The sequence below is a fragment of the Streptomyces sp. WM6372 genome, from assembly GCF_001279655.1.
Classification (GTDB): domain Bacteria; phylum Actinomycetota; class Actinomycetes; order Streptomycetales; family Streptomycetaceae; genus Streptomyces.
On the sequence record NZ_LGDB01000180.1, the window covers coordinates 36,212 to 57,449 of the forward strand.

The window sequence follows — 21,238 nt, forward strand, 5'->3', positions numbered from 1 at the left end:
GCGGATCCCCGCCGATCCCGCAAGGCCCCCACCGGAACCGCCGCGGAACCACCCGCCCTTCGCCGGCGTCCTCGTTGTTGAACATGTTCGAAATTCCGAGGAGAACAAGCGCGATGAGCCACGACGTCCGACCGGCCACGGAGCGGCAGCAGCCCGCCTGGGGCGCCCACGTACCGCCGTCGCCCCCGATGCGGCGGAGCACGAAGCGGCTGATCGGGCTCGCCCTGCTCTCGGGCCTCGGGCCGCCGCTCGTCTGGTTCGGGGTGTTCCTGTGGGCCTTCGCCGGAGGCGGCACCTGGGGAACGCAATCCGCCCCCTGCGCCGAGGCGGTGTCGCAGTTCGGCGCCGCCCTGCCGTCCGGGACGGCCGGGGAGGCCTGCATGGAGATACTCGAAGGCGGCTACATCAGCCAGTGGGAAGGCTCCTTCGACATGCCGCGGAGCGAAGCCCGGGCCTGGCTGGTCTCCCTCCCCGGGGACCGGTGCGACCCCGCCTGCCGGTCCAGCCCCGACGGCGTGACGGAGGATCAGTACGGGCTCGATCTCAAGACCTCCCGCCCCGACCGGCGCGGGCACGACGTCCTGGACGTGCGCGTCCTGTGGACGGACGAGCAGCACGCCAAGGTCACGTTCCGGACGTACCCCATGTGAGCCGCGCCGCCGGCCGCCGCCCCGGGCCCGCCCTTCACCCCGCGGCCCGCCACCCAACCGCCCCGTGATCGATCCGCAATCGATTCCCTCCTTGTCCGAGACCCATCAACGCTGTGTGTCGATACGATCACTCCTCATGCCCGGAGTCCCCACACCCCCCGACATGTCCACCCAGCCCCGCCCGGTCTACGTGATCGGCGCCGGGCCCGGCGGCCTCGCCGCGGCCGCCGCGCTGCGCGCCCGCGGGGTGCGGGCGGTGGTCGTCGAGAAGTCCGATGTCGTCGGCGCCTCCTGGCGGGGGCACTACGACCGGCTCCACCTGCACACCACCCGCCGGCTCTCCGCCCTCCCCGGGCTGGCCATGCCGCGCCGGTTCGGACGGTGGGTGTCGCGGGACGACGTGGTGCGGTACCTGGAGAAGTACGCCGAGTTCCACGCGCTGGAGCTCGTCACCGGCGTCGAGGTGACCCGGATCGACCCCGCCCCCGGCGGGAACGGCTGGCTGCTGCACGCCACCGGCGGGCGGGTGCTCGACGCCCGGGCCGTCATCGTCGCCACCGGCTTCAACCACACCCCCGCGCTCCCCGACTGGCCGGGCCGCGAGACGTACACCGGGCAGCTGCTGCACGCCCGCGAGTACCGCAACGCCACCCCGTACGAGGGCCGGGACGTGCTCGTCGTCGGCACCGGCAACACCGGCGCCGAGATAGCCGTCGACCTGGTCGAGGGCGGGGCCGCGCGGGTGCGGCTCGCCGTGCGCACCGCCCCGCACATCGTGCGCCGCTCCACCGCGGGCTGGCCCGCGCAACGCACCGGGATCCTGGTGCGGCGGCTGCCCGTGCGGCTCGTGGACCGGGTCGGCGCGCTCCTCGCCAAGGCCTCCGTCCCCGACCTGACGGCGTACGGACTCCCCCGCCCCGACACCGGCCTGTACAGCAGGGTCAAGGAGGGGGCGGTCCCGGTGCAGGACGTCGGCCTGATCGACGCCGTACGCGCGGGCCGCGTCGAACCGGTCGCCGCCGTGGCCTCCTTCGAGGGCGCCGACGTGGTGCTCGCCGACGGCTCCCGCATCACCCCGGACACGGTGGTCGCGGCCACCGGATACCGCCGCGGCCTGGAGGGCCTGGTCGGGCACCTGGACGTGCTCGACGGGCGCGGCCGTCCCCGTACGCACGGCACCCGCGCCCCCGCACAGGCCCCCGGCCTGTACTTCACCGGTTTCACCAACCCCATCAGCGGCATGTTCCGCGAGATGGCCCTGGACGCGGAGAAGATGGCCAAGGCGATCTCCCGCCGCCTCGGCCCCCGAACCGGCCTGCCGCCGGCCGCCCCCCTCCCGGACACGGGCCTCCGCCCGGTCGATCCGCTCGCCTGACCGCCCGGGCCCCGGCCGCCGGGCTCGGGCCCCCCGGGCTCAGGCTCGGGCTCGGGCGCCCGCCCCCGGCCCCGGGCCCGTACTTCACCGGCTCGACCCACCCCGTCAGCGGCCGAAAACGCGCCCTGGACCCGTCCCGGCGGGATCTGCCACCGTTCCACACACCACCTCCACCAGCTTTCCTGCGCAGCACTGTTCCTGACGGCACGTCAGTTCAGTAATCTGACTACGCGTCAGTTATTGAGGTTCATCGAGCAGGAGCGGGCGGAACGATGCTTGGATCTACTCACGGCACCCTCACCACCGACTTCCGCGCACGTGTCGAGGCCTGCGGGGAGACCCCCAGGACGGCCGTCCACTCCACGGCGGCGCCGTCCGCCGCGGACGCGGTCGCGGTGGACGTCAGCGGACGGCCCCTGCACGCCGATGTCCCCGACCTCGACCGGTTCTTCCGGCCCGAGTCCGTGGCCGTCATCGGTGCCTCCGATGCCGAGGGCAGACCGAACACCGGAATCACCCGCCAGCTCATCGCCTGGGCGGAGCGCGTCGGCGCCCGGATCCACCCCGTGCACCCCACCCGCCCCACCGTCTTCGGGCTGGCCTGCCACGCGTCCGTGGCCGACCTGCCCGAGCAGGTGGACCTCGCCGTCCTCCTCGTCGGCGATCCGCTGCCCGTGATCGAGGAACTGGCCGAGGCCAAGGTGAAGTTCGCCGTCGCCTTCGCCTCCGGCTTCGCCGAGACCGGCGACGAGGGCGCCGCGGCCCAGGAGCGGCTCGCCGCCGCCGTCCGGCGGTCGGGCCTGCGCCTCCTCGGCCCCAACACCAACCTCAACGCCTTCGAGGAGTTCCGCGAGGACCTCGACGGCCCGGCCATCGCGCTGATCACCCAGTCCGGTCACCAGGGCCGGCCCGTCTACACCCTCCAGGAGCTGGGCATCCGGCTCTCCCACTGGGCGCCCACGGGCAACGAGGCCGACCTCGAGACCTCCGACTTCATCTCCTACTTCGCCGAGCGGCCCGAGGTCGGCGCCATCGCCTGCTACGTCGAGGGCCTCAAGGACGGCCGCCAGTTCCTGCTGGCCGCCGACCGGGCCGCCCGCAACGGCGTCCCCGTCGTCGCCGTCAAGGTCGGCCGCACCGAGACCGGCGCCCGCATGGCCGCCTCCCACACCGGGAAGCTGACCGGCGCCGACACCGTCGTCGACGCCGCGATGCGCCAGTTCGGCGTCATCCGCGTCGACGGGCTGGACGAGCTCCAGGACACCGCCGCCCTCCTCGCCCGGGCCCGCAAACCGCTGGCCGACGGGGTCGTCGTGTACTCCATCTCCGGCGGCACCGGGGCCCACTTCTCCGACCTGGCCACCGAGGCCGGGCTGAGCCTGCCCACCCTCTCCCAGGCCAAGCAGGACGAGCTCCACCAGTGGATACCGCCGTACCTGAACGTCGCCAACCCCGTCGACAACGGCGGCCACCCGGTCGGCGACTGGCGCGGCCGCAAGATCATCGACGCGATCCTCGCCGACCCGTCCGTAGGCGTCCTGATCTGCCCGATCACCGGCCCGTTCCCACCGATGAGCGACAAGCTCGCCCAGGACCTGGTGGACGCGGCGGAAGCCACCGACAAACTCGTCTGCGTGATCTGGGGCTCCCCGGTCGGCACCGAGGAGGCCTACCGCACCACCTTGCTCGGCTCCTCCCGCGTGGCCACGTTCCGTACGTTCGGCAACTGCATCACCGCCGTCCGCGCCTACCTCGGCCACCACCGGTTCACGGCCGCGTACCGCTCGCCCTTCGAGGACGCGCCGCGGACCCCGTCCCCCTCGTACCGCAAGGCGCAGGCGCTCATGCGCCCCGGCCAGCAGCTCAGCGAGCACGCGGCGAAGCAGCTGCTGCGGGCGTACGGGATACGGGTCCCCCGCGAGCAGCTCGTGACCAGCGCGGCGGCCGCGGTACGGGCGGCGGGGCTGGTCGGCTACCCGGTGGTGATGAAGGCCTCCGGCCCGCAGCTCGCGCACAAGACGGAGCTGGGCCTGGTCAAGATCGGCCTGACCTCGGCGAGCCAGATCCGGGACGCGTACCGGGAGCTGACGGACATCGCCCGCTACGAGAACGTCCCGCTCGACGGCATCCTCGTCTGCCAGATGGTGGAGCGGGGGGTCGAAATGGTCGTCGGCGTCACCCAGGACGACCTCTTCGGCCCGACGGTGACGGTGGGCCTGGGCGGGGTCCTGGTCGAGGTCCTGCACGACGCGGCGGTACGCGTCCCGCCGTTCGGCGAGGACCAGGCGCGCGCGATGCTGGCCGAACTGCGCGGGCACGCCCTGCTGGAGGGGGTCCGGGGGGCGCCGCCGGCGGACGTGGACGCGCTGGTGGAGGTCGTGCTGCGGGTGCAGCGGATGGCGCTGGAGCTGGGGGGCGTGCTGTCGGAGCTGGACATCAACCCGCTGATGGTGCTCCCGCGGGGGCAGGGGGCGGTGGCGCTGGACGCACTCGCCATCTGCCGCTGAGCCGCCGCCGCGCGGGGCCTCCGCTCCCCGCCCCGCCCTTTCCCCGTTTCCCGGGACGCAGCTCCGGACCCCGCACAGGTGCGGCCCGCTGTGGGCGGCTCCGCGCCCACCCCACCCCACCCCGAAGGGGAGTCCGACCCATGACCGAAGAAGTACTGCACCGCGTCGAGAGCGGCGTCTCGTGGATCACCCTCAACCGGCCGGAGGCCATGAACGCCGTCACCTGGGACCAGCGCGAGCGCGTCATCGGGCTGCTCGGCGAGGCCTCCGCCGACCCCGGCGTGCGGGCCGTCGTCGTCACCGCCACCGGCAAGGGCTTCTGCGCGGGCGCGGACCTCCGCGGCGCACCCTCAACGGCCGGCGGCGGCAGCAGCGAGCGCGTCGCCGGCGACGTCGCCCGCATGATCCGGCTCGGCGCGCAGCGCCTCATCACCGCGGTCCTCGACTGCGAGAAGCCCGTCCTCGCCGCCGTCAACGGCACGGCCGCCGGCATAGGCGCCCACCTCGCCCTCGCCTGCGACCTCGTCATCGCCGCCGAATCGGCGCGCTTCATCGAGGTGTTCGTACGCCGCGGCCTGGTCCCCGACGGCGGCGGCGCGTACCTGCTGCCGCGCCTCGTCGGCCCGCAGAAGGCCAAGGAGCTGATGTTCTTCGGCGACGCCGTCCCGGCGGCGGAGGCCGAGCGGCTCGGCCTGGTCAACCGGGTGGTCCCGGGCGAGGAGTTGGAGACGACCGCCCGGGAGTGGGCGGAGCGCCTCGCGCAGGGCCCGACCCGCGCCCTCGCCCTGACCAAGCAGCTGGTCAACGCTTCCCTGGACGGTGGCCGGACGGCCGCACTGGCCGCCGAGGCCACCGCTCAGGAGATCAACATGACCACCGCCGACGCGAACGAGGGCGTGGCGAGCTTCGTGGAGCGCCGCTCGCCCAAGTACCTCGGCCGCTAGTCGTCGACCGGCGGCTCACATCAGGGGGTTCGGCTTCAGCAGGGCGAACACGGCGCCGGACGGGTCGGCCACCCACGCGATCCGGCCGACGTCGGGCACGTCCGCCGCCGGCATGAGCACCGACCCGCCGTTCCCGCCCGCCGCGGCGACGGTGGCGTCGACGTCCGCGACGTTGAAGTACGGCACCCAGCGCGGCTTCTCGACCCCGTCGCCGCCCGCGCCGTCGCCCATCGGCGCGATCCCGGCGAACGAGGTCTGCTGCTGGTCGCCGTCCTTCAGGCTCAGCACGCGGTACGTCATCCCGGGCGCCTCCATGTCCTGGCTGCGCCAGCCGAAGACGCCGTTGTAGAAGGTGATGGCCGCGGCCGGGTCGGGTACGTGCAGCTCCGCCCACACCAGGGTGTTCTCCTCCGAGACCTGCCCCAGCCCGGCCGTCTTCCCGGGCTGCCAGAGCGCGAACTCGGCGCCCTGCGGGTCGGTGGCCTGCGCGAGCCAGCCCTCGCCCATGACGTCCATGGGCTCCATGCGGATCGTTCCGCCGCCGGCCTTCACGGCCGAGACGGTGTCCTGGATGTCGTCCGCCTTGAAGTGGATCATCCAGGCGGAACGCGCGCCCTCCTCGGTGAGCGGCCCGAGCGCGGCGACGGTCTTCCCGCCCACCTGGAAGAACCCGTACCCGCCGGCGTCGGGCCCGGCGGAGACGAACTGCCAGCCGAAGACGGCGCTGTAGAACGCGGCGGCGCCGTCGGTGTCGGGGCTGCCGAGGTCGAGCCAGACGGGCGATCCGATACGGAAGTCGGTGCCGAGCATGGGAGTCCTCCTGGGGGACGGGGGGATCGGGCCGGGGGCCACGATGCCCACCTCCCGCGGGGCTGTCCGCCGCACGGGTCCCGGCGGGGCGATGGATTCACCCGTACGGGCGAACGGTGCGGCCCCGGTCCGGACCCGGACCCGGACCCGCCCCCGCGGCTACGGACGGTGCAGGGTTTCGGCGTACCGGGGATGGAGGTCTTGCGGATCGCCGATGACGCAGAACAGCTCGGGCCGTTCGGCCGTGCCGGCCACTTCCCAGTCGCGCATCGGGCCGCAGCCCTCGATCGAGAGCGTCACCCGGTCCCGCGGCCCGCGGTGGAAGAGGCCGCCGGACTCGCGCCTCGGCTCGAACTTCCACGTCCCGGTCCCCGAGCACGTGTCCCACAGCCCGGACGGCGCGACCAGCGCCAGGTTCCCGGCGACGGCCTCGCCGTTCTCGCCCAGCCGTAGCCGGTACGCGCCCCCGCCGCCGGTCCACTCCCCGGCGTACCGCTCCCGCTCCAGCCGGGGCGGCTCGTACGCGCCGAACCCGGTCCGCTCCTGGAGGAACGCGCCGACCGCGCAGACGAGCAGGGCGATCCCGGTGACGGCGCCGACCCGGGCCGCCATCCCGGTCCACCCCAGCGACCGGTGGTGCGCGTACGAGGCCGCCACCACCGGGAGCACCCCGGGGCCCGCGATCCAGAGCGCCGTCCAGCCGTACGGCAGGTCCCAGCCCGCACTGGCCCAGCCCGCGTAGGCCGCGGCGATCGCGGCGGCCCAGAGCGCCGCCCACCACCGGCTTCCCAGGAGCCGCGTCAGCGCCATCACCGGCAGCACGAACAGCACCCGGTGCAGGTACGCGGCCAGGACCACGGCGAGGAGCAGCACGGGAATCGCGCCGAAGACACCGGGGTCGATGCCGATGCCGTGGTCGTCGCGCATGCCGGAGGTGGCGAGGAAGACCGCTCCCGCCACGACGGACTGCGCCACGAAGGCCAGCTCGGACCCGGTCGCGAGACGGGACCACCTCCCGCTCGCCGCGGTCGGCCCCGGGTACGCCTCTGTCACCGCCACGGCCCCCACCCCCAGAACAATTGAACACGTTCAATCAATGGGGACGATACACCCTCCCCCTTCCCGAGTCACCCGACCGCACCCCTTCCCATCTGACGGTCCGTCAGCTTCAATCGGCGGTGTGATGGGACACGCAGGGATGGCGGCCACCGTCGTCCGATACCTCAGGTCAGTCGGCTCCCCCACCTCCGCCCCGTCGGAGCAGGACCCGGACGCCGGCCACGTCGACGCGCTGCCGCGCCCCGATCTGCGGGCCGTGGGCGAGGACGAGCGTGCGCCCGTCAGCCCCGCCGAGTTCCGGGCCGTGCTCGGGAACTTCGCCAGCGGGGTCACCGTCATCACCTCACCGGCCGGGGAGGGGGAGGAAGGCCCGGCCGGATTCGCCTGCCAGTCCTTCGCCTCGCTGTCCCTCGACCCGCCGCTGGTCACGTTCATGGTGGCCCGTACGTCGACCACCTGGCCGCGGATCGCCCGCGCCGGGGTGTTCTGCGTCAACATCCTGGGCGCCGAGCAGGGCGAGCTGTGCCGGGCCTTCGCCGTCAGCGGCGCCGACAAGTTCGCGGGGGTCGCGCACACCCCCGCCCCCGTGACCGGGTCGCCGCAGCTCGATGCCGTGCCCGCCTGGATCGACTGCCGCGTCCACGCCGTGCACACCGGTGGGGACCACCTGATCGTGGTCGGCCGGGTCGAGGCCATGGGCGCCGCCGGGGAGGACGGCCCGCTCCTCTTCCACAAGGGCCGCTTCGGCCGCCTCGCCGACCTCGCCGACTGAACCCGGCGCCGTCGACCGGCGCGGCGCCCGGCGCGGCGCCCGGCCCGGCGACCTTCTTCCGCCGACCCCCCGGCCGGCGGAAGAAGGGTCGGGACGGGTCAGAACGTGAGAACTCCCCGCGCCACCCTGCCGTGCCGGGCGTCGTCCACGGCCTTCGCGAAGTCCTCGATCGGGTAGGTCTCCGTGACGAGTTCGTCGAGCAGCAGCCTGCCCTGCCGGTAGAGCTCCGCGTACAGGGCGATGTCCCGCTGCGGGCGGGAGGAGCCGTACCGGCAGCCCATGATGGTCTTGTCCAGGTACATGGACGAGACCATGAACGACGCCTCCTCCTTGAACCCCGGGACCCCGAGCAGGATCGCCTGCCCGTGCCGGTCCAGCAGGTCGACGGCCTGGCGGATCAGCTTGACGTTGCCCACGCACTCGAAGGCGTGGTCGGCGCCCGTCGGGAGGATCTCGCGCACCGCCGCCGAGGAGTCGGGGACGGCCGACGCGTCGATGAAGTGCGTGGCCCCGAACTGCCGGGCCACGGCCTCCTTCGCCGGGTTCGCGTCCACCGCCACGACGGTGCCCGCGCCCGCGATCCGCGCGCCCTGGATCACGTTCAGCCCGATGCCGCCCGTGCCGAGGACGACCACCGACTCGCCGTGGTCGACCCGGGCCCGGTTCAGTACGGCCCCCACGCCGGTCAGGACGCCGCAGCCGATGAGCGCCGCCGACGTCAGCGGGATGTCGTCCGGGATCTTCACCGCCTGGACGGCCTTGACGATGGTCCGCTCGGCGAAGGCCGAGTTGGACGCGAACTGGAACAGCGGCTTCCCGCCCCGCGAGAACGGCTGCCCCGGCATCCCGATCGCCTTGCGGCACATGGTCGGCCGGCCCCGGTCGCAGTCCGCGCAGGCCCCGCAGTTCGCGAGGGTGGAGAGGGAGACGTGGTCGCCCGGCGCCACGTGCGTCACACCCGACCCGACCGCCTCCACCACTCCCGCGCCCTCGTGCCCCAGGACGACCGGCGGCGGGAACGGTATCGTCCCGTCGATCACCGACAGGTCGCTGTGGCACAGCCCGGCCGCCGCGATCGCGACCAGCACCTCCCCCGGCCCCGGATCCCGGATCTCCAGATCCTCGACCACCTGGACCTGCTTGCCGTCGAACACGACGCCTCTCACCTGGGCTCCTTAGGCAGGCCGAGCACGCGCTCGGCGATGATGTTCCGCTGGATCTCGTCCGAGCCGCCGTAGATGGTGTCGGCGCGGGTGAACAGGAACAGGCGCTGCTCCTCGTCGAGTCCGAGTTCGTACGGGGTCCCGGGCGCCCAGTCCGCCGGTCCGGCCGAGGCCCCGGCTCCGCGGACCGCCACCGCCAGCTCCCCGAGCCGCCGGTGCCAGCCGCCCCACAGCAGCTTGGCCACGCTCGGCGCGCCCGGGTCGTCGGCGGACCCGAGGGTCCGCAGGGCGTTCCAGCGCATCGTGCGCAGCTCGGCCCACTGCCGTACGAGGCGTTCGCGCAGTACGGGATCCCCGGCGCCCGAGGCCCCGTACGCGCCCCGCGAGGCCGCAGCGACGTACGCCCCCACCACCCGCTCCAGCTCCGCCGCGAACCCGATCTGCTGGACGAGCGTCGAGACCCCGCGTTCCAGGGCGAGCAGCCCCATGGCCACGGTCCAGCCGTTGCCCTCCCCTCCGACGACCTCCGCCGCCACCGCCCCGTCGAAGAACACCTCGTTGAACTCGCTCGTCCCCGACATCTGGCGGATCGGCCGGACCTCGACCCGTCCCGGCTGGTCCATCCGTACGAGCAGGAACGACAGCCCGCGGTGGCGGCGCGAGCCGGGCTCGGTCCGGGCCAGGACGAAGCACCAGTCGGCGTCCTGGGCCAGCGAGGTCCAGATCTTCTGCCCGGTGACCCGGAACTGCCGGTCCGCAGCGTCCCGGACCGCCGTCGTACGGATCCCCGCGAGGTCCGAGCCGGCGCCCGGCTCGCTGTACCCCTGGCACCACAGCTCCTCGCCGCGCGCGATGCCCGGCAGGAAGCGGTCCCGCTGCTCCCGGGAGCCGTACGCGATCAGGGTCGGCGCGAGGAGGTTCTCGCCGATGTGGCCGACCCGGCCGGGGGCGCGCAGCGCCGCGTACTCCTCGGCCCAGACGACCTGGCCGGTCAGCGAGAGCCGCTGCTGCCCGTACGCCCCCGACGGCAGCTCCCAGCCCTGGCCGATCCAGCCGCCGCGGCCCAGCTCGCGCTCCCAGGCACGCCGGGCTTCGACCCCTTCGTGCTCGCTGCCGGGCCCGCCGAGGCCGAGGGCGCCGGCGTACGGACCCACCAGGTGCCCGGTGAGCCATGCGCGGGCGCGGGCGCGCAGCTCCTCGTCCCCGGCCCCGAAGCTGAAGTCCATGTCGTCCGGGCTCCCCTACGCGTTGGGGCGGTCCTTGGCGGCCGCCGCCCTGGCCATGGCCTCCAGCTGCGCGAGCATCGGCATCGGGTCGGTGCCCACCGTCCCGGGCAGGAAGTCGGCGATCTTCTCGGGGGTCCAGGAGCCCTCGGCGTAGCCGGCGCGCAGCTCGCGCGGCTGCGCCCAGACGGCGATCTTCGGGCCGGCGATCGTGTAGACCTGCCCGGTGATCTTCTCGCCGCCGACGGCGACGGCCTTGTCGGAGAGCAGGTAGGTGACGAGCGCCGCGACGTCCTCGGGCTCGCCGATCTCCTTGAGCTCCATGGGCACGTTGGCCGACATCCGGGTACGGGCGACGGGTGCGACGGCGTTGGCGGTGACCCCGTACTTGGCCAGCCCGAGCGCGGCGGAGCGGACGAGGGAGATGATCCCGCCCTTGGCGGCGCTGTAGTTGGCCTGGGCGACGGAGCCCTGGTGGTTGCCGCTGGTGAAGCCGATGAGGGTGCCGGAGCCCTGGCGGCGCATGACGGCGGAGGCGGCGCGGAAGACGGTGAAGGTGCCCTTGAGGTGAGTGGCGACGACCGGGTCCCACTCCTCCTCGGACATGTTGAACAGCATCCGCTCGCGCAGGATGCCGGCAACGCACACGACGCCGTCGATCCGGCCGAACTGCGCGAGGGCGGTGTCGACGATGCGCTGGCCGCCCGCCATGGTCGAGATGTCGTCGGCGACTGCGACGGCCTCGCCGCCGGCGGCCTGGATCTCCTTCACCACGCCGTCGGCGATCTCGCTCGTCGGCTCCCCGCCCTCGATGCCGACGCCGTAGTCGTTGACGACGACCTTGGCGCCCTCGGCTGCCGCCGCGAGTGCCACGGCCCGCCCGATGCCCCGGCCCGCGCCTGTGACGGCCACGACCTTGCCGGCCAAGAAGTTCCCCACGCCCGACCCCTTCCCGCGATTTCTGACGGTCCGTTAGATTCTATGACCAGTCAGATGCCCAGGCACAAGCCCTAGTTGGCCTCAGTTGCCCCAGTGCACCTCAGGAGCTGATGGAAGCCGTGACCCTGCCCGCCGAGTTCCACGACATCGCCAAGCGCGTCAACAACTGGGGACGCTGGGGCGCCGACGACGAGATCGGCACCCTGAACCTGATCACTCCGGAGGTGGTGCGGGCGGCGGCCGCCGAGGTCCGCGCCGGTCTGCGGATCCCCCTGGCGCTCCCGCTGAAGGAGGACGGGGTGCAGGCGGGGCTGATCCCCGGGCGGGTCAACCCGCTGCACACGATGGTGCAGATCAACCAGGAGCTCTTCGGGCCGGGCACGGTGGCGTGCAGCGACGACGCCGTGACGATGGGCCTCCAGTCGGCCACCCACTGGGACGCCCTGACGCACGTCTCGCACTCGGGCCGCATCTACAACGGCCGCCCCGCCTCCACGATCACCGCACACGCGCGCGCCGAGTTCAGCGGCATCGACAAGGCCACGCCCATCGTCTCGCGGGGCGTCCTGCTGGACGTGGCGCGCGCGAAGGGCCTGGACCGGCTGCCGGGGAGCCACGCGGTGACCCCCGAGGACCTCGCGGAGGCCGAGGAGTTCGGCGGGGTCAGCGTCCGGGCGGGCGACGTCGTCCTGGTCCGCACCGGCCAGATCCAGGTCTACCTGGCGGGCGACAAGCACGGCTACGGCTTCCCGTCGCCCGGACTGTCCGTCCGTACGCCGCAGTGGTTCCACGCCCGAGACGTGGCGGCCGTCGCCAACGACACCCTGACCTTCGAGATCTTCCCGCCGGAGATCGAGAACCTGTGGCTGCCGGTGCACGCGCTGGACCTGGTGGAGATGGGCATGCACCAGGGCCAGAACTGGAACCTCGAAAGGTTGTCCACAGCCTGTGCAGAAGAGAACCGGTACGCCTTCCTGCTGTCGGCCATGCCGGAGCCCTTCGTCGGCGGCGTGGGCACCCCGGTCGCCCCGGTGGCCGTCCTCTGAGGACGATCCGGCCGTACGGCCCGATTCAGCCGTACGGCCCGATTCGGCCGCCGGGGGCGGGGTAGGGAGCGGCCGTCCCATCCCTCACCGCCAGTCCCGGAGGCATCCGTGCCCGAAATGAACGGCCCCTACATGTCCGGCACCCCCTGCTGGATCGACCTGATGGTCCCCGACCAGCAGGCCGCCCTCGACTTCTACCGCGACCTCTTCGGCTGGCAGGGCGAGGTCGGTCCGCCGGAGACCGGCGGGTACTCGGTCTGCACCCTCAAGGGCAAGCCGGTGGCCGGGATCATGCGCGCCTCCAACCCGGACGGAACGGTGCCGGACCCGATGCCGCCGACCGTGTGGACCACGTACCTGGCCACCGACGGCATCGACTCCACCCTCAAGGCGGTCACCGACGCGGGCGGCAGCGTGATGATGGGCCCGATGGACGTCATGGACCTCGGGCGGATGGCCGTCATCACCGACCCGACCGGCGCCGTCGTCGGCCTCTGGCAGTACGGCACCTTCGCCGGGGCGGGCATCGTCAACGAGCACGGCGCGCTGATCTGGAACGAACTGAGCACCGGCGACACCGACGCCGCCGCCGCGTTCTACTCCGCCGTCCTGCCGATCAGCACGGCGAAGTCGCAGATGCCGGGCGCCGAGGGGTACACGGAGTTCAAGGTCGGCGGTCGCTCGGTCGGCGGGATGATGGACCTCGCCGCGCTGCCGGCCGAGGTTCCGCCGCACTGGCTTCCGTACTTCCACGTCGACGACGTGGACGGCGTCCAGGCGGCCGTGGTCCGGGCCGGCGGCAGCGTCAGGGCCCCGGCGTTCGACATGGCGGCCGGCCGGATGGCGGTCCTCTCCGACCCCCAGGGCGGCACCTTCGCCGTGATCACCGCGACCGCCCCGGAATCCCCCGCATAAACAAGCCCGCCGCTTGCCCCGGCCCCCGGCCGGGGCAACGCACCCGGACCCGGACCCGCGCCCTGACCCGGACCCGCGCCCGGACCCGCGCCCGCCCCTGGGCGTCCGGCCCGCGGGCGAGGGCTACAGGTAGGGCAGGACGAAGTCGTAGCCGGCCATGTGGTGCTTGGCGCCGGCCGGGCAGGCGCCCTTGTCCGCGTAGCCGTTCCAGAACAGGCCGTGGCACTTGTCGCAGTACCTCCAGTCGCGCTGGGTGTTCGCGATCTGCACCACGTCGTGCCTCAGGACGAAGTCGTACCCGGCCATGCGGTGGCCGTCGCCGGTGGGGCAGTGGCCGGCGCTGGGCGCGCCGTACCAGAACATGACGAAGCACTTGTCGCAGAACCGCCAGTTGCGCTGGGTGTTCGCGGTCTCGGGCACGTCGTGGGGCAGGTTGAAGTCGAACCCGTCGGCGTCGTGCCCGCCGCCCGCCGCGCAGGCCCCGTCGTTCGGGTAGCCGCGGAAGAACATGCAGTGGCACTTCACGCAGAACCGCCACTTGTCCTGCGTGTCCGCCGCGGCCGCCGGACTGGCGGTCGCGGCGGTCGCGGCGGTCGCTCCCGTGACGGCCAGTCCGGACGCGAGGCCCAGCACCCCTGCGAGCACTGCGCGTCGCGGCGGACGCGGGGATGCTCCGTAGGGACTGTTCAGGATGCTCATACGCCACCGTCTCCCATGCCGGACCACGGACCCACTTCGCAACGGAGAGTATTCACGCGAGTGCTTTTCGTGGTCAACCGGCGCGAAGGAGGCGCCCTCCGGCGCCCCTCGGCCCCCGCCCGAGCCCGCGTGCGCCCGGCCCGCCGACCGCGCCCGCTGCGGTCGCAGCGCTAGCGGTAGCGGGCGGCGGCGGCCGCGAAGGCGGGGGCCTCGGCGGGGGCCAGGGCCGCCACGGCGACCCAGGAGAGGTCGGCGAACTCGATGTCCATACGGCCCTTCGCGTGCAGGCCCGCCGCGCTCGCCCGGACGACGGTGACCGCCGACCGCGGGACCTCCCAGAACTGCTTCATCGCGGGCGTCGACTGCCACACCGGCGAGACGTCCGTGAGGGCGAACCAGCGCCGGTCCGTCACGACGAGGACGTCCGTCGCAGAGCCCCGCGCGTTGGCCCGGCCGATCAGGTACCGGCCGGCCGCGCTCTGCCAGCCGCCCTCCATGCCCTTTCCGTCCGCCGGGTCCGGGCGCCGCTCGGCCGCCGGGTCGTCCCGGCGTTCTTCGTGCGCGCGGGCCCTGAAGAAGTGCTGGAGGGGGCGCGGGAGCTTCTCCTCGATCCGCCGGCCGAGCGCCGCCGGCTCCGGCGGCGCGAGCAGGTCCTCCGGCGGGCTCGGCACGCCCGGACCCGGTTCGCAGGCACATACGGCGATCAACTGCTCGTCGGGCTGGAGGAATTCCTCGGCCTGGCGGCGCCTGTCCTGGTTCAACGCGCTTGCTCCTACCGCTGAGTAACGTCGAGTGCGTCCCCAATTGTCCTCGAAGCGGAATGCTTGGTTACCACCGCCCCCGACACCCCCCTGCGGGATGCATCCCGCAGGCCGATGTCCGTACCCGGGGCGGTCGTTAGGGTCGCGGCATGAACACCTCATCAGGGCATACGGGCGGCGGGCCGCCGGCCTTCCGGTGGCCGGTCGCGGCCCTCTGGACGGGCGCCGCGCTCGGCACCCTCGTACTGTGGAACCTCGCGTACCGCGTCCCCCTCGGCGTCGGGGACAGGATCTTCGAAGTGGGGCCGCTCCTCGCGGTCATCGGCGCGCTGACCGGCGCCCTCCTGGTGCGCCGGGCGCCGCTCACCACCCTCGCCCTGATGCTCCTCGGCACGTACCTGGTGCTCTTCCTCGGCCGCGCCCCCGGTCTCACCCTCGCGACGGTGCTGCCCGCCGCGGTGGCGCTCGGCGCGGTCGCGGCCACCCGTTCGCGCCGGGTGACCCTGTCGGCCGTGAGCATCACCGTCCTGCTGCTGCTCACCGCCCAGTTCGCGCTGCCCGCGACCGGCTCCGCCCTCGTCCTCACCCAGAGCCAGCTGCCGATCGTCGTCCTCGCCTGGCTGATGGGCGATTCCGTACGGCGCGGCCGCGAGGCCGCCGCGCAGGCGCAGGCCCGGGCCACCGAGCAGGCCCTCACCGACGAGCGGCTGCGCATCGCCCGCGAGTTGCACGACATGGTCGCCCACAGCATCGGCGTCATCGCCATCCAGGCCGGGGTCGGCAGCCGGGTCATCGAGACGCAGCCCGCACAGGCCCGCGAGGCGCTGCGGGCCATCGAGGCCACCAGCCGCGAGACCCTCGCGGGGCTGCGCCGCACGCTGGTCGCCCTGCGCCGCGACGAGCCCGCGCCGCTGGATCCCGCGTCGCTGGCGCCCGCGCCGGGCCTGGACGGCGTCGACCGGCTCGCCGCGGCCACCGCGGGCGATACGGGCCTACGGGTGGACGTGGCGTGGTCGGGGGAGCGGCGGCCGCTGCCCTCCGACATCGAGCTGGCCGCGTTCCGCATCGTGCAGGAGGCGCTGACCAACGTGGTCCGGCACGCGCGCGCCGACCGCTGCCGGGTGGAGATCGCGTACGGACGGGACCAACTGGCCCTGGAGATCACCGACGACGGGCGCGGCCTCCCGGAAGGCGCCGCTCCCGGCGCCGGGTTCGGCCTCACGGGCATGCGGGAGCGCACCACCCTGCTGAACGGCCGCTTCGAGGCCGGACCGGGCGACGGCGGGGGCTTCCGCGTCACGGCGGCCCTCCCCCTGGCGCAGCCGGAACCGCCGCAACAACCCGCACGACAGGAACGGGAGGAGAAGGAATGAGCGGCATCCGCGTCCTGCTCGCCGACGACCAGCCCCTGGTCCGCTCGGGGCTGCGCGTCCTGATGGCCGACACCCCGGACCTGGAGGTCGTGGGCGAGGCCGCGAACGGCGCCGAGGCGGTCCGCATGAGCGCCGAGCTCGCCCCCGACGTGGTGGTGATGGACATCCGGATGCCGGAGATGGACGGCATCGAGGCCACCCGCCGGCTCACGGCCGCCGCCCCCGGCGGCGCCCGCGTGCTGATCCTGACCACCTTCGACGAGGACGAGCACGTGTACGGGGCGCTGCGCGCCGGTGCGAGCGGTTTCGCCGTGAAGGACATGGCGCTGGACGACATCCTCGCCGCCGTCCGCGTGGTCGCGGCGGGCGACGCCCTCATCGCGCCCGGTGTCACGCGCCGCCTGATAGCCGACTTCGTCGCGGGCCCGGCGCCCGCCCCCGAGCGCGTCCCGGCGATCACGGGCCGGGAGCAGGAGGTGCTGACCCTGGTGGGGCGGGGGCGGTCGAACAGCGAGATCGCGCAGGACCTGTTCATCACGGTGGCGACGACGAAATCGCACGTGGCCCGGCTGCTGACGAAGCTGGACGCCCGGGACCGGGTACAACTGGTGATCAAGGCCTACGAAATGGGCCTGGTCGCGCCGCCCCAGTAGGGCAGCGCGAGAACCAGCGGGTGGCGGCGTACGGTCGTGCGCGCCCCGAGCGCGGCACGGCAGCCGCCACCCCACGACCCGCACTCGTCAAGGTCTGCCCTTGGCGTCCCCTCGCGACGAATCGCTCAGTACAAGGGTGATCAACAGTTGACGAACCGTCAACACCTCGTTAGAGGTACACGCGCGGTTCCCACGCCGTCGATCCGCAGTCCGCGGGTTTGCCTGCGCGGTCGATCTCGCACCAGATCCGTTTGCCCGCGCCCTCGCGCTGCCAGCCCCAGCGGTCGGCCAGTCCGTCCACCAGCTCCAGCCCGCGCCCGCCCGTGTCGTCCCCGGCGGCCTGCCGGCGGGCCGGGCCGCGGGCGCTGGTGTCGGCGACCTCGACCCGTACGCCCGGCTCCCCGAAGAGCATCCGCAGGACGGCCGGACAACCGGTGTGCACGACCGCGTTGGTGACCAGCTCGGAGATCAGCAGGATGAGTGTCTCGGCGAGCGGTTCGTCGTCCCCTATGCCCGACCCCGCCAGCCGGGACCGCGCCCAGCGGCGGGCCCGGCCGACTTCGGCGGGGTCCGGTCCTACCTCCAGCTGTACCTGAAGCACCTGCACCGCTCACACCATCCGAACCGGCGGACACTTCGCCTCGCGACAGGACGGGATCACCGACTGTGACCCCCTTGCGGAGCAGCATGGTTGACATACAGTCACGACAACAAGCGCTTCGGGCATATTCCAGCGCGAAGGAGTAGGCGTGGTGCATACTGCGCGTCGCTCGCGCTGCTGGGCCGCTCGCATTCCCGGGAGCGTACCGGAGCAGGCCCCGGAGTCCGGGCCGCAATGAGCCGGGCCAAGGACACAAACCGATATCAACTCTCCGTAATCGGACATGCGTCCCGGGCCGTCCCGACCGTGCCCCGTTCCCCGGCTCTTCGTGACAGGGAGCTACCCCCGAGCAGCGGCTGCCGGGTCAGCCGTCGGCCCCCGCCGGGTCAGCAGTCGGCTCAGCCGCCGGCCCCGCCGCCCAGCTCGGCCGCCAGCAGCTCCTCCGCCTCCCCCGCCGTCCGCCACTGCTCGGCGCGCACCCAGGCCCGCTTGAGGTGCAGGTGCACGTCCGCCTCCCACGTGAACCCCATCCCGCCGTGCACCTGGAGGCAGTCGCGGGCGTTGCGCACGGCGGCCTCGTCGGCCAGCAGCTTGGCCCCGGCCACCTCCGCCGGGTCCGCCGTCACCGCCGCCGCGTAGACCGCCGTACGGGCCACCTCCGCCCGCACCAGCATCTGCGCGCACAGGTGCTTGACCGCCTGGAACGCCCCGATCGGCTGCCCGAACTGTTCGCGCTCGCGCCCGTACCGCACCGCCAGCTCCACCGTGCGCAGCGCGCTGCCGGCCTGGAGGGCGGCCGTCAGCAGCGCGCCCTCGTCGCGGTACGCCTCCCCGCCGGCCGCCCGCGGAGCCACCCGGTGCAGCGGGGTGAGCGGGTCCGCCGAGGGCACCGGCTCACCCGAAGGGAACGACGGCGTGCCGAGCACCGCGTCCGCCTCCCCGAGGTGGGCCACCAGCGACCCGCGCAGGTCGAACGCCGTGACCACCGCCCGCCCCTGCGCCGCCCCCTCGACCGTCCCCGCCGCCAGGTGCGTGGCGACCAGCGGCCCCGGCAGCAGCGCCCGGCCCGCCTCCTCGAAGACGAGGACCGCCTCGGGCAGCCCCAGCCCGACCCCGCCCCGCTCCTCCGGGAGCCGCAGCGCGAAGAACCCGGTCTCGCCGAGCTCCCGCCACAGCCCCCGGTCCAGGGCCCCGCCCGCGTCCACCGATGCCCGCAGCGCCTCGCGCCCGTACCGGCCCGCCAGCAGGTCCCGTACGCCGGCCCGCAGGTCGCGCTGCTCGTCCGTCAGCCGGAAGTCCACGGCCCTCACCGGCCCTTCGGGAGGCCGAGGATCCGCTCGGCGACGATGTTCCGCTGGATCTGCGAGGTGCCCGCCGCGATCGTGTACGAGAGGGACGAGAGCCGGTCCAGGGCCCACTCGCCGTCCAGCGCGAGGGAGTCCGCGCCGAGCACCTCGGCGGCGGCGTCGTACAGCTCCTGGCGCGCGTGCGAGTAGGCGAGCTTGAAGACGGAGCCGCCGACGCCCGGCACCCCGCCCGAGGCCTCGGACTCGCTGACGTTCCACTGGGTGAGCCGCCACAGCGCGCCGAACTCCCCGTACAGCCGCCCGAGCCGGCGCCGCAGCACCGGATCGTCCCAGCGGCCGTTCGCCTTCGCCGTGCGCGCGAGCTCGCCCAGGGTGCGGCGGCAGGCCACGACCTCGCCGACGAAGGCCGTCCCCCGCTCGAAGGAGAGGGTGACCATGGTGACGCGCCAGCCGTCGTTCTCGTCCCCGACCCGGTTCGCGACGGGCACCCGGACCTCGTCGAGGAACACCTCCGCGAACTCGGCCGATCCGGCGAGGGTGCGCAGCGGCCGGACGGTGACCCCGGGCGCGTCCATGGGCATGGCCAGCCAGGAGATCCCGCGGTGCTTGGGGGTCTCCGCACTGACGGGAGCCGTCCGCACGAGCAGCTCGCACCAGTCGGCGACCTCCGCGTGCGAGGTCCAGATCTTCGAGCCGGTGATCACGTAGTCCTCGCCGTCGCGCACGGCGCGCGTGCGCAGCGCGGCCAGGTCGGAGCCCGCGCCCGGCTCGCTGAACCCCTGGCACCACACCTCGTCCCCGCGCAGTACGGGCGGCAGCCAGCGCGCCCGCTGCGCGGCCGTGCCCTCGGCGGCGATGGTCGGGCCGGCGTGCAGGAGTCCGACGAAGTTGGCGCCGACGTACGGGGCGCCGGCGCGCTCGGTCTCCTCCAGGAAGATCAGGTGCTGGGTGGGGGTGGCCCCGCGCCCGCCCGCGTCCACGGGCCAGTGCAGGCCGGCGTACCCGGCGTCGTGGAGGCGGCGCTGCCAGCCGGTGTCGTACGCGCGCCGGCCGGGCCAGTCGTCGGGGGACGGCTTGGCGGGCAGCTCGGGCAGGGTCTTGCCGAGCCACTCGCGCAGCCGGGCCCGGAAGCCCCGCTCCTCCTCCGTGTACGTCAGGTCCATCAGACGAGGTCCAGGCCGAGCATGCGGATGGCGTTGCCGCGCATCAGTTTGTGGACCGTCTCGTCGTCCAGCCCCTTCACGTGGTCGAGGGCGACCTCCTTGGTGTGCGGGAAGGTCGAGTCCACGTGCGGGTAGTCGGTCTCGAAGGTGGCGTTGTCGCGGCCGACGACGTCGAGCGAGGCGATGCCGTGCTTGTCGCGGAAGAAGCAGCAGAACATCTGCCGGTAGTAGTACGTGGACGGCGGCTCGGGGATCAGGTCGCGGACCCCGCCCCAGGCGCGGTGCTCCTGCCAGACGTCGTCGGCGCGTTCGAGGGCGTACGGGATCCAGCCCATCTGGCCCTCGCTGTACGCCAGCTTCAGCGTCGGGAACTTCACCAGCACCCCGCTGAACAGGAAGTCCATCATCGAGGCCATGGCGTTGTTGAAGCTGAGCGAGGCCTGGACGGCGGGCGGCGCGTCGGGCGAGGCGGCGGGCATCTGGGAGCTGGACCCGATGTGCATGTTGACGACCGTGCCCGTCTCCTGGCAGACGGCGAAGAAGGGGTCCCAGTAGCCGGAGTGGATGGAGGGCAGCCCCAGGTACGTCGGGATCTCGGAGAAGGTCACGGCGCGCACCCCGCGGGCGGCGTTGCGCCGGATCTCGGCGACGGCGAGGTCGATGTCCCAGAGCGGGATGATGCAGAGCGGGATGAGCCGGCCGCCGCTGTCGCCGCACCACTCCTCGACCATCCAGTCGTTGTACGCGCGCACGCAGGCGAGGGCGACCTCCTTGTCGTGGGCCTCGGCGAAGGTCTGGCCGCAGAAGCGCGGGAAGGTCGGGAAGCAGAGCGAGGCCTCGACGTGGTTGAGGTCCATGTCGGCGAGGCGCGCCTTCGGATCCCAGCAGCCGCGCCGCATCTCCTCGCGCGTGATCCCCTCCAGGGTCATGTCGTCGCGGTCGAAGCCGACGGCCGCGATGTTGCGCTTGTACGGGAACTTCAGGTCCTCGTAGATCCACCAGTCGGTCGGCGGGCCGTCGGGGTCCATGGAGATCACGTACTTGCCGCCGGTGTACTGGAGCTCCCCGATCCCGGCGGTGAGCGCCTTGGGCCCGCGGTCGCGGTACTTGGCCGGCAGCCAGACGTCGAAGAGGTGCGCGGGTTCGATGACGTGGTCGTCGACGCTGATGATCCGAGGCAGTTCCAGTTCCATGGTGTCCCCTCGCGAGCCGATGAATCCGGTGAATCTGATGGAGCGTCAGAAAGCACGCTAGCCCCGCCACCCCTGGACCGACAAG

The 21,238-nt window shown here is 73.4% G+C and carries 20 protein-coding genes; 9 read left to right on the top strand and 11 right to left on the bottom strand.

Annotated features, from left to right (window positions below):
• Window positions 1–113 precede the first annotated feature (113 nt).
• The 4 genes from ADK52_RS16320 to ADK52_RS16335 all read left to right on the top strand — a co-directional run bounded on the left by ADK52_RS16320 (window position 114) and on the right by ADK52_RS16335 (window position 5,476).
• Window positions 114–650 (top strand): hypothetical protein, encoded by a 537-nt coding sequence (locus ADK52_RS16320; protein WP_053690541.1) that lies wholly within the window; start codon window positions 114–116, stop codon window positions 648–650.
• Between the two features lie 163 nt (window positions 651–813).
• Entirely contained in the window at window positions 814–2,025 is a 1,212-nt protein-coding gene (locus ADK52_RS16325) for a flavin-containing monooxygenase (protein WP_234343867.1), read from the top strand.
• A 272-nt stretch (window positions 2,026–2,297) separates the two neighbouring features.
• Window positions 2,298–4,532 (top strand): acetate--CoA ligase family protein, encoded by a 2,235-nt coding sequence (locus ADK52_RS16330; RefSeq protein ID WP_053690543.1) that lies wholly within the window; start codon window positions 2,298–2,300, stop codon window positions 4,530–4,532.
• A 140-nt stretch (window positions 4,533–4,672) separates the two neighbouring features.
• Entirely contained in the window at window positions 4,673–5,476 is an 804-nt protein-coding gene (locus ADK52_RS16335; RefSeq protein WP_053690544.1) for an enoyl-CoA hydratase/isomerase family protein, read from the top strand.
• Between the two features lie 15 nt (window positions 5,477–5,491).
• Here the strand turns inward: ADK52_RS16335 and ADK52_RS16340 are convergent, their stop codons facing one another.
• Complete coding sequence (locus tag ADK52_RS16340) at window positions 5,492–6,286, bottom strand: VOC family protein (RefSeq protein WP_053690545.1); 795 nt, start codon at window positions 6,284–6,286, stop codon at window positions 5,492–5,494.
• A 159-nt stretch (window positions 6,287–6,445) separates the two neighbouring features.
• Window positions 6,446–7,345 carry a hypothetical protein gene (locus tag ADK52_RS16345; protein WP_159045960.1) on the bottom strand — a complete coding sequence of 300 codons (900 nt, stop codon included), beginning with the start codon at window positions 7,343–7,345 and terminating at the stop codon, window positions 6,446–6,448.
• Window positions 7,346–7,484: 139 nt separating this feature from the next.
• On the opposite strand from ADK52_RS16345, the gene ADK52_RS16350 reads away from it, so the two are divergent.
• Window positions 7,485–8,117 (top strand): flavin reductase family protein, encoded by a 633-nt coding sequence (locus ADK52_RS16350; protein WP_053690547.1) that lies wholly within the window; start codon window positions 7,485–7,487, stop codon window positions 8,115–8,117.
• 98 nt (window positions 8,118–8,215) lie between these two features.
• On the opposite strand, the gene ADK52_RS16355 is transcribed toward ADK52_RS16350, so the two are convergent.
• Genes ADK52_RS16355 through ADK52_RS16365 form a run of 3 tightly spaced genes read right to left on the bottom strand, consistent with a single transcriptional unit; the run spans window position 8,216 to window position 11,442 of the window.
• Entirely contained in the window at window positions 8,216–9,283 is a 1,068-nt protein-coding gene (locus tag ADK52_RS16355) for a Zn-dependent alcohol dehydrogenase (protein ID WP_053690548.1), read from the bottom strand.
• Window positions 9,280–10,506 (bottom strand): acyl-CoA dehydrogenase family protein, encoded by a 1,227-nt coding sequence (locus ADK52_RS16360; protein ID WP_053690549.1) that lies wholly within the window; start codon window positions 10,504–10,506, stop codon window positions 9,280–9,282. The genes ADK52_RS16355 and ADK52_RS16360 overlap by 4 nt, the downstream gene beginning before the upstream one ends.
• 15 nt (window positions 10,507–10,521) lie before the next feature.
• Window positions 10,522–11,442, bottom strand: coding sequence for an SDR family oxidoreductase (locus ADK52_RS16365; protein WP_053690550.1), 921 nt, complete (start codon window positions 11,440–11,442; stop codon window positions 10,522–10,524).
• Window positions 11,443–11,561: 119 nt separating this feature from the next.
• On the opposite strand from ADK52_RS16365, the gene ADK52_RS16370 reads away from it, so the two are divergent.
• Entirely contained in the window at window positions 11,562–12,488 is a 927-nt protein-coding gene (locus ADK52_RS16370) for a cyclase family protein (RefSeq protein ID WP_053690647.1), read from the top strand.
• A 117-nt stretch (window positions 12,489–12,605) separates the two neighbouring features.
• Window positions 12,606–13,403 (top strand): VOC family protein, encoded by a 798-nt coding sequence (locus ADK52_RS16375; RefSeq protein WP_053690551.1) that lies wholly within the window; start codon window positions 12,606–12,608, stop codon window positions 13,401–13,403.
• Between the two features lie 123 nt (window positions 13,404–13,526).
• On the opposite strand, the gene ADK52_RS16380 is transcribed toward ADK52_RS16375, so the two are convergent.
• Window positions 13,527–14,102: a hypothetical protein gene (locus ADK52_RS16380; RefSeq protein ID WP_053690552.1), complete on the bottom strand. Its 576-nt coding sequence runs from the start codon at window positions 14,100–14,102 to the stop codon at window positions 13,527–13,529.
• A gap of 170 nt (window positions 14,103–14,272) precedes the next feature.
• Window positions 14,273–14,863 carry a hypothetical protein gene (locus ADK52_RS16385; protein ID WP_053690553.1) on the bottom strand — a complete coding sequence of 197 codons (591 nt, stop codon included), beginning with the start codon at window positions 14,861–14,863 and terminating at the stop codon, window positions 14,273–14,275.
• A 149-nt stretch (window positions 14,864–15,012) separates the two neighbouring features.
• Here ADK52_RS16385 and ADK52_RS16390 point away from each other — a divergent pair, with 149 nt between their 5' ends.
• Window positions 15,013–16,236: a sensor histidine kinase gene (locus ADK52_RS16390; protein ID WP_078988372.1), complete on the top strand. Its 1,224-nt coding sequence runs from the start codon at window positions 15,013–15,015 to the stop codon at window positions 16,234–16,236.
• The gene (locus ADK52_RS16395) at window positions 16,233–16,889 is read left to right on the top strand and encodes a response regulator (protein ID WP_053690554.1); all 657 of its coding nucleotides are present in this window, start codon (window positions 16,233–16,235) and stop codon (window positions 16,887–16,889) included. The genes ADK52_RS16390 and ADK52_RS16395 overlap by 4 nt, the downstream gene beginning before the upstream one ends.
• Window positions 16,890–17,058: 169 nt before the next feature.
• On the opposite strand, the gene ADK52_RS16400 is transcribed toward ADK52_RS16395, so the two are convergent.
• From ADK52_RS16400 to ADK52_RS16415, 4 genes are all read right to left on the bottom strand, one after another.
• Window positions 17,059–17,496, bottom strand: coding sequence for an ATP-binding protein (locus ADK52_RS16400; RefSeq protein WP_053690555.1), 438 nt, complete (start codon window positions 17,494–17,496; stop codon window positions 17,059–17,061).
• 392 nt (window positions 17,497–17,888) lie between these two features.
• Window positions 17,889–18,791, bottom strand: a complete 903-nt coding sequence (locus tag ADK52_RS16405) for an acyl-CoA dehydrogenase family protein (protein ID WP_053690648.1) — start codon at window positions 18,789–18,791, stop codon at window positions 17,889–17,891.
• Window positions 18,792–18,796: 5 nt separating this feature from the next.
• Window positions 18,797–19,960, bottom strand: coding sequence for an acyl-CoA dehydrogenase family protein (locus ADK52_RS16410; protein WP_053690556.1), 1,164 nt, complete (start codon window positions 19,958–19,960; stop codon window positions 18,797–18,799).
• Window positions 19,960–21,153 carry an amidohydrolase family protein gene (locus tag ADK52_RS16415; protein WP_053690557.1) on the bottom strand — a complete coding sequence of 398 codons (1,194 nt, stop codon included), beginning with the start codon at window positions 21,151–21,153 and terminating at the stop codon, window positions 19,960–19,962. Before ADK52_RS16415 ends, ADK52_RS16410 begins: the two co-directional genes overlap by 1 nt.
• Window positions 21,154–21,238 lie beyond the last annotated feature (85 nt).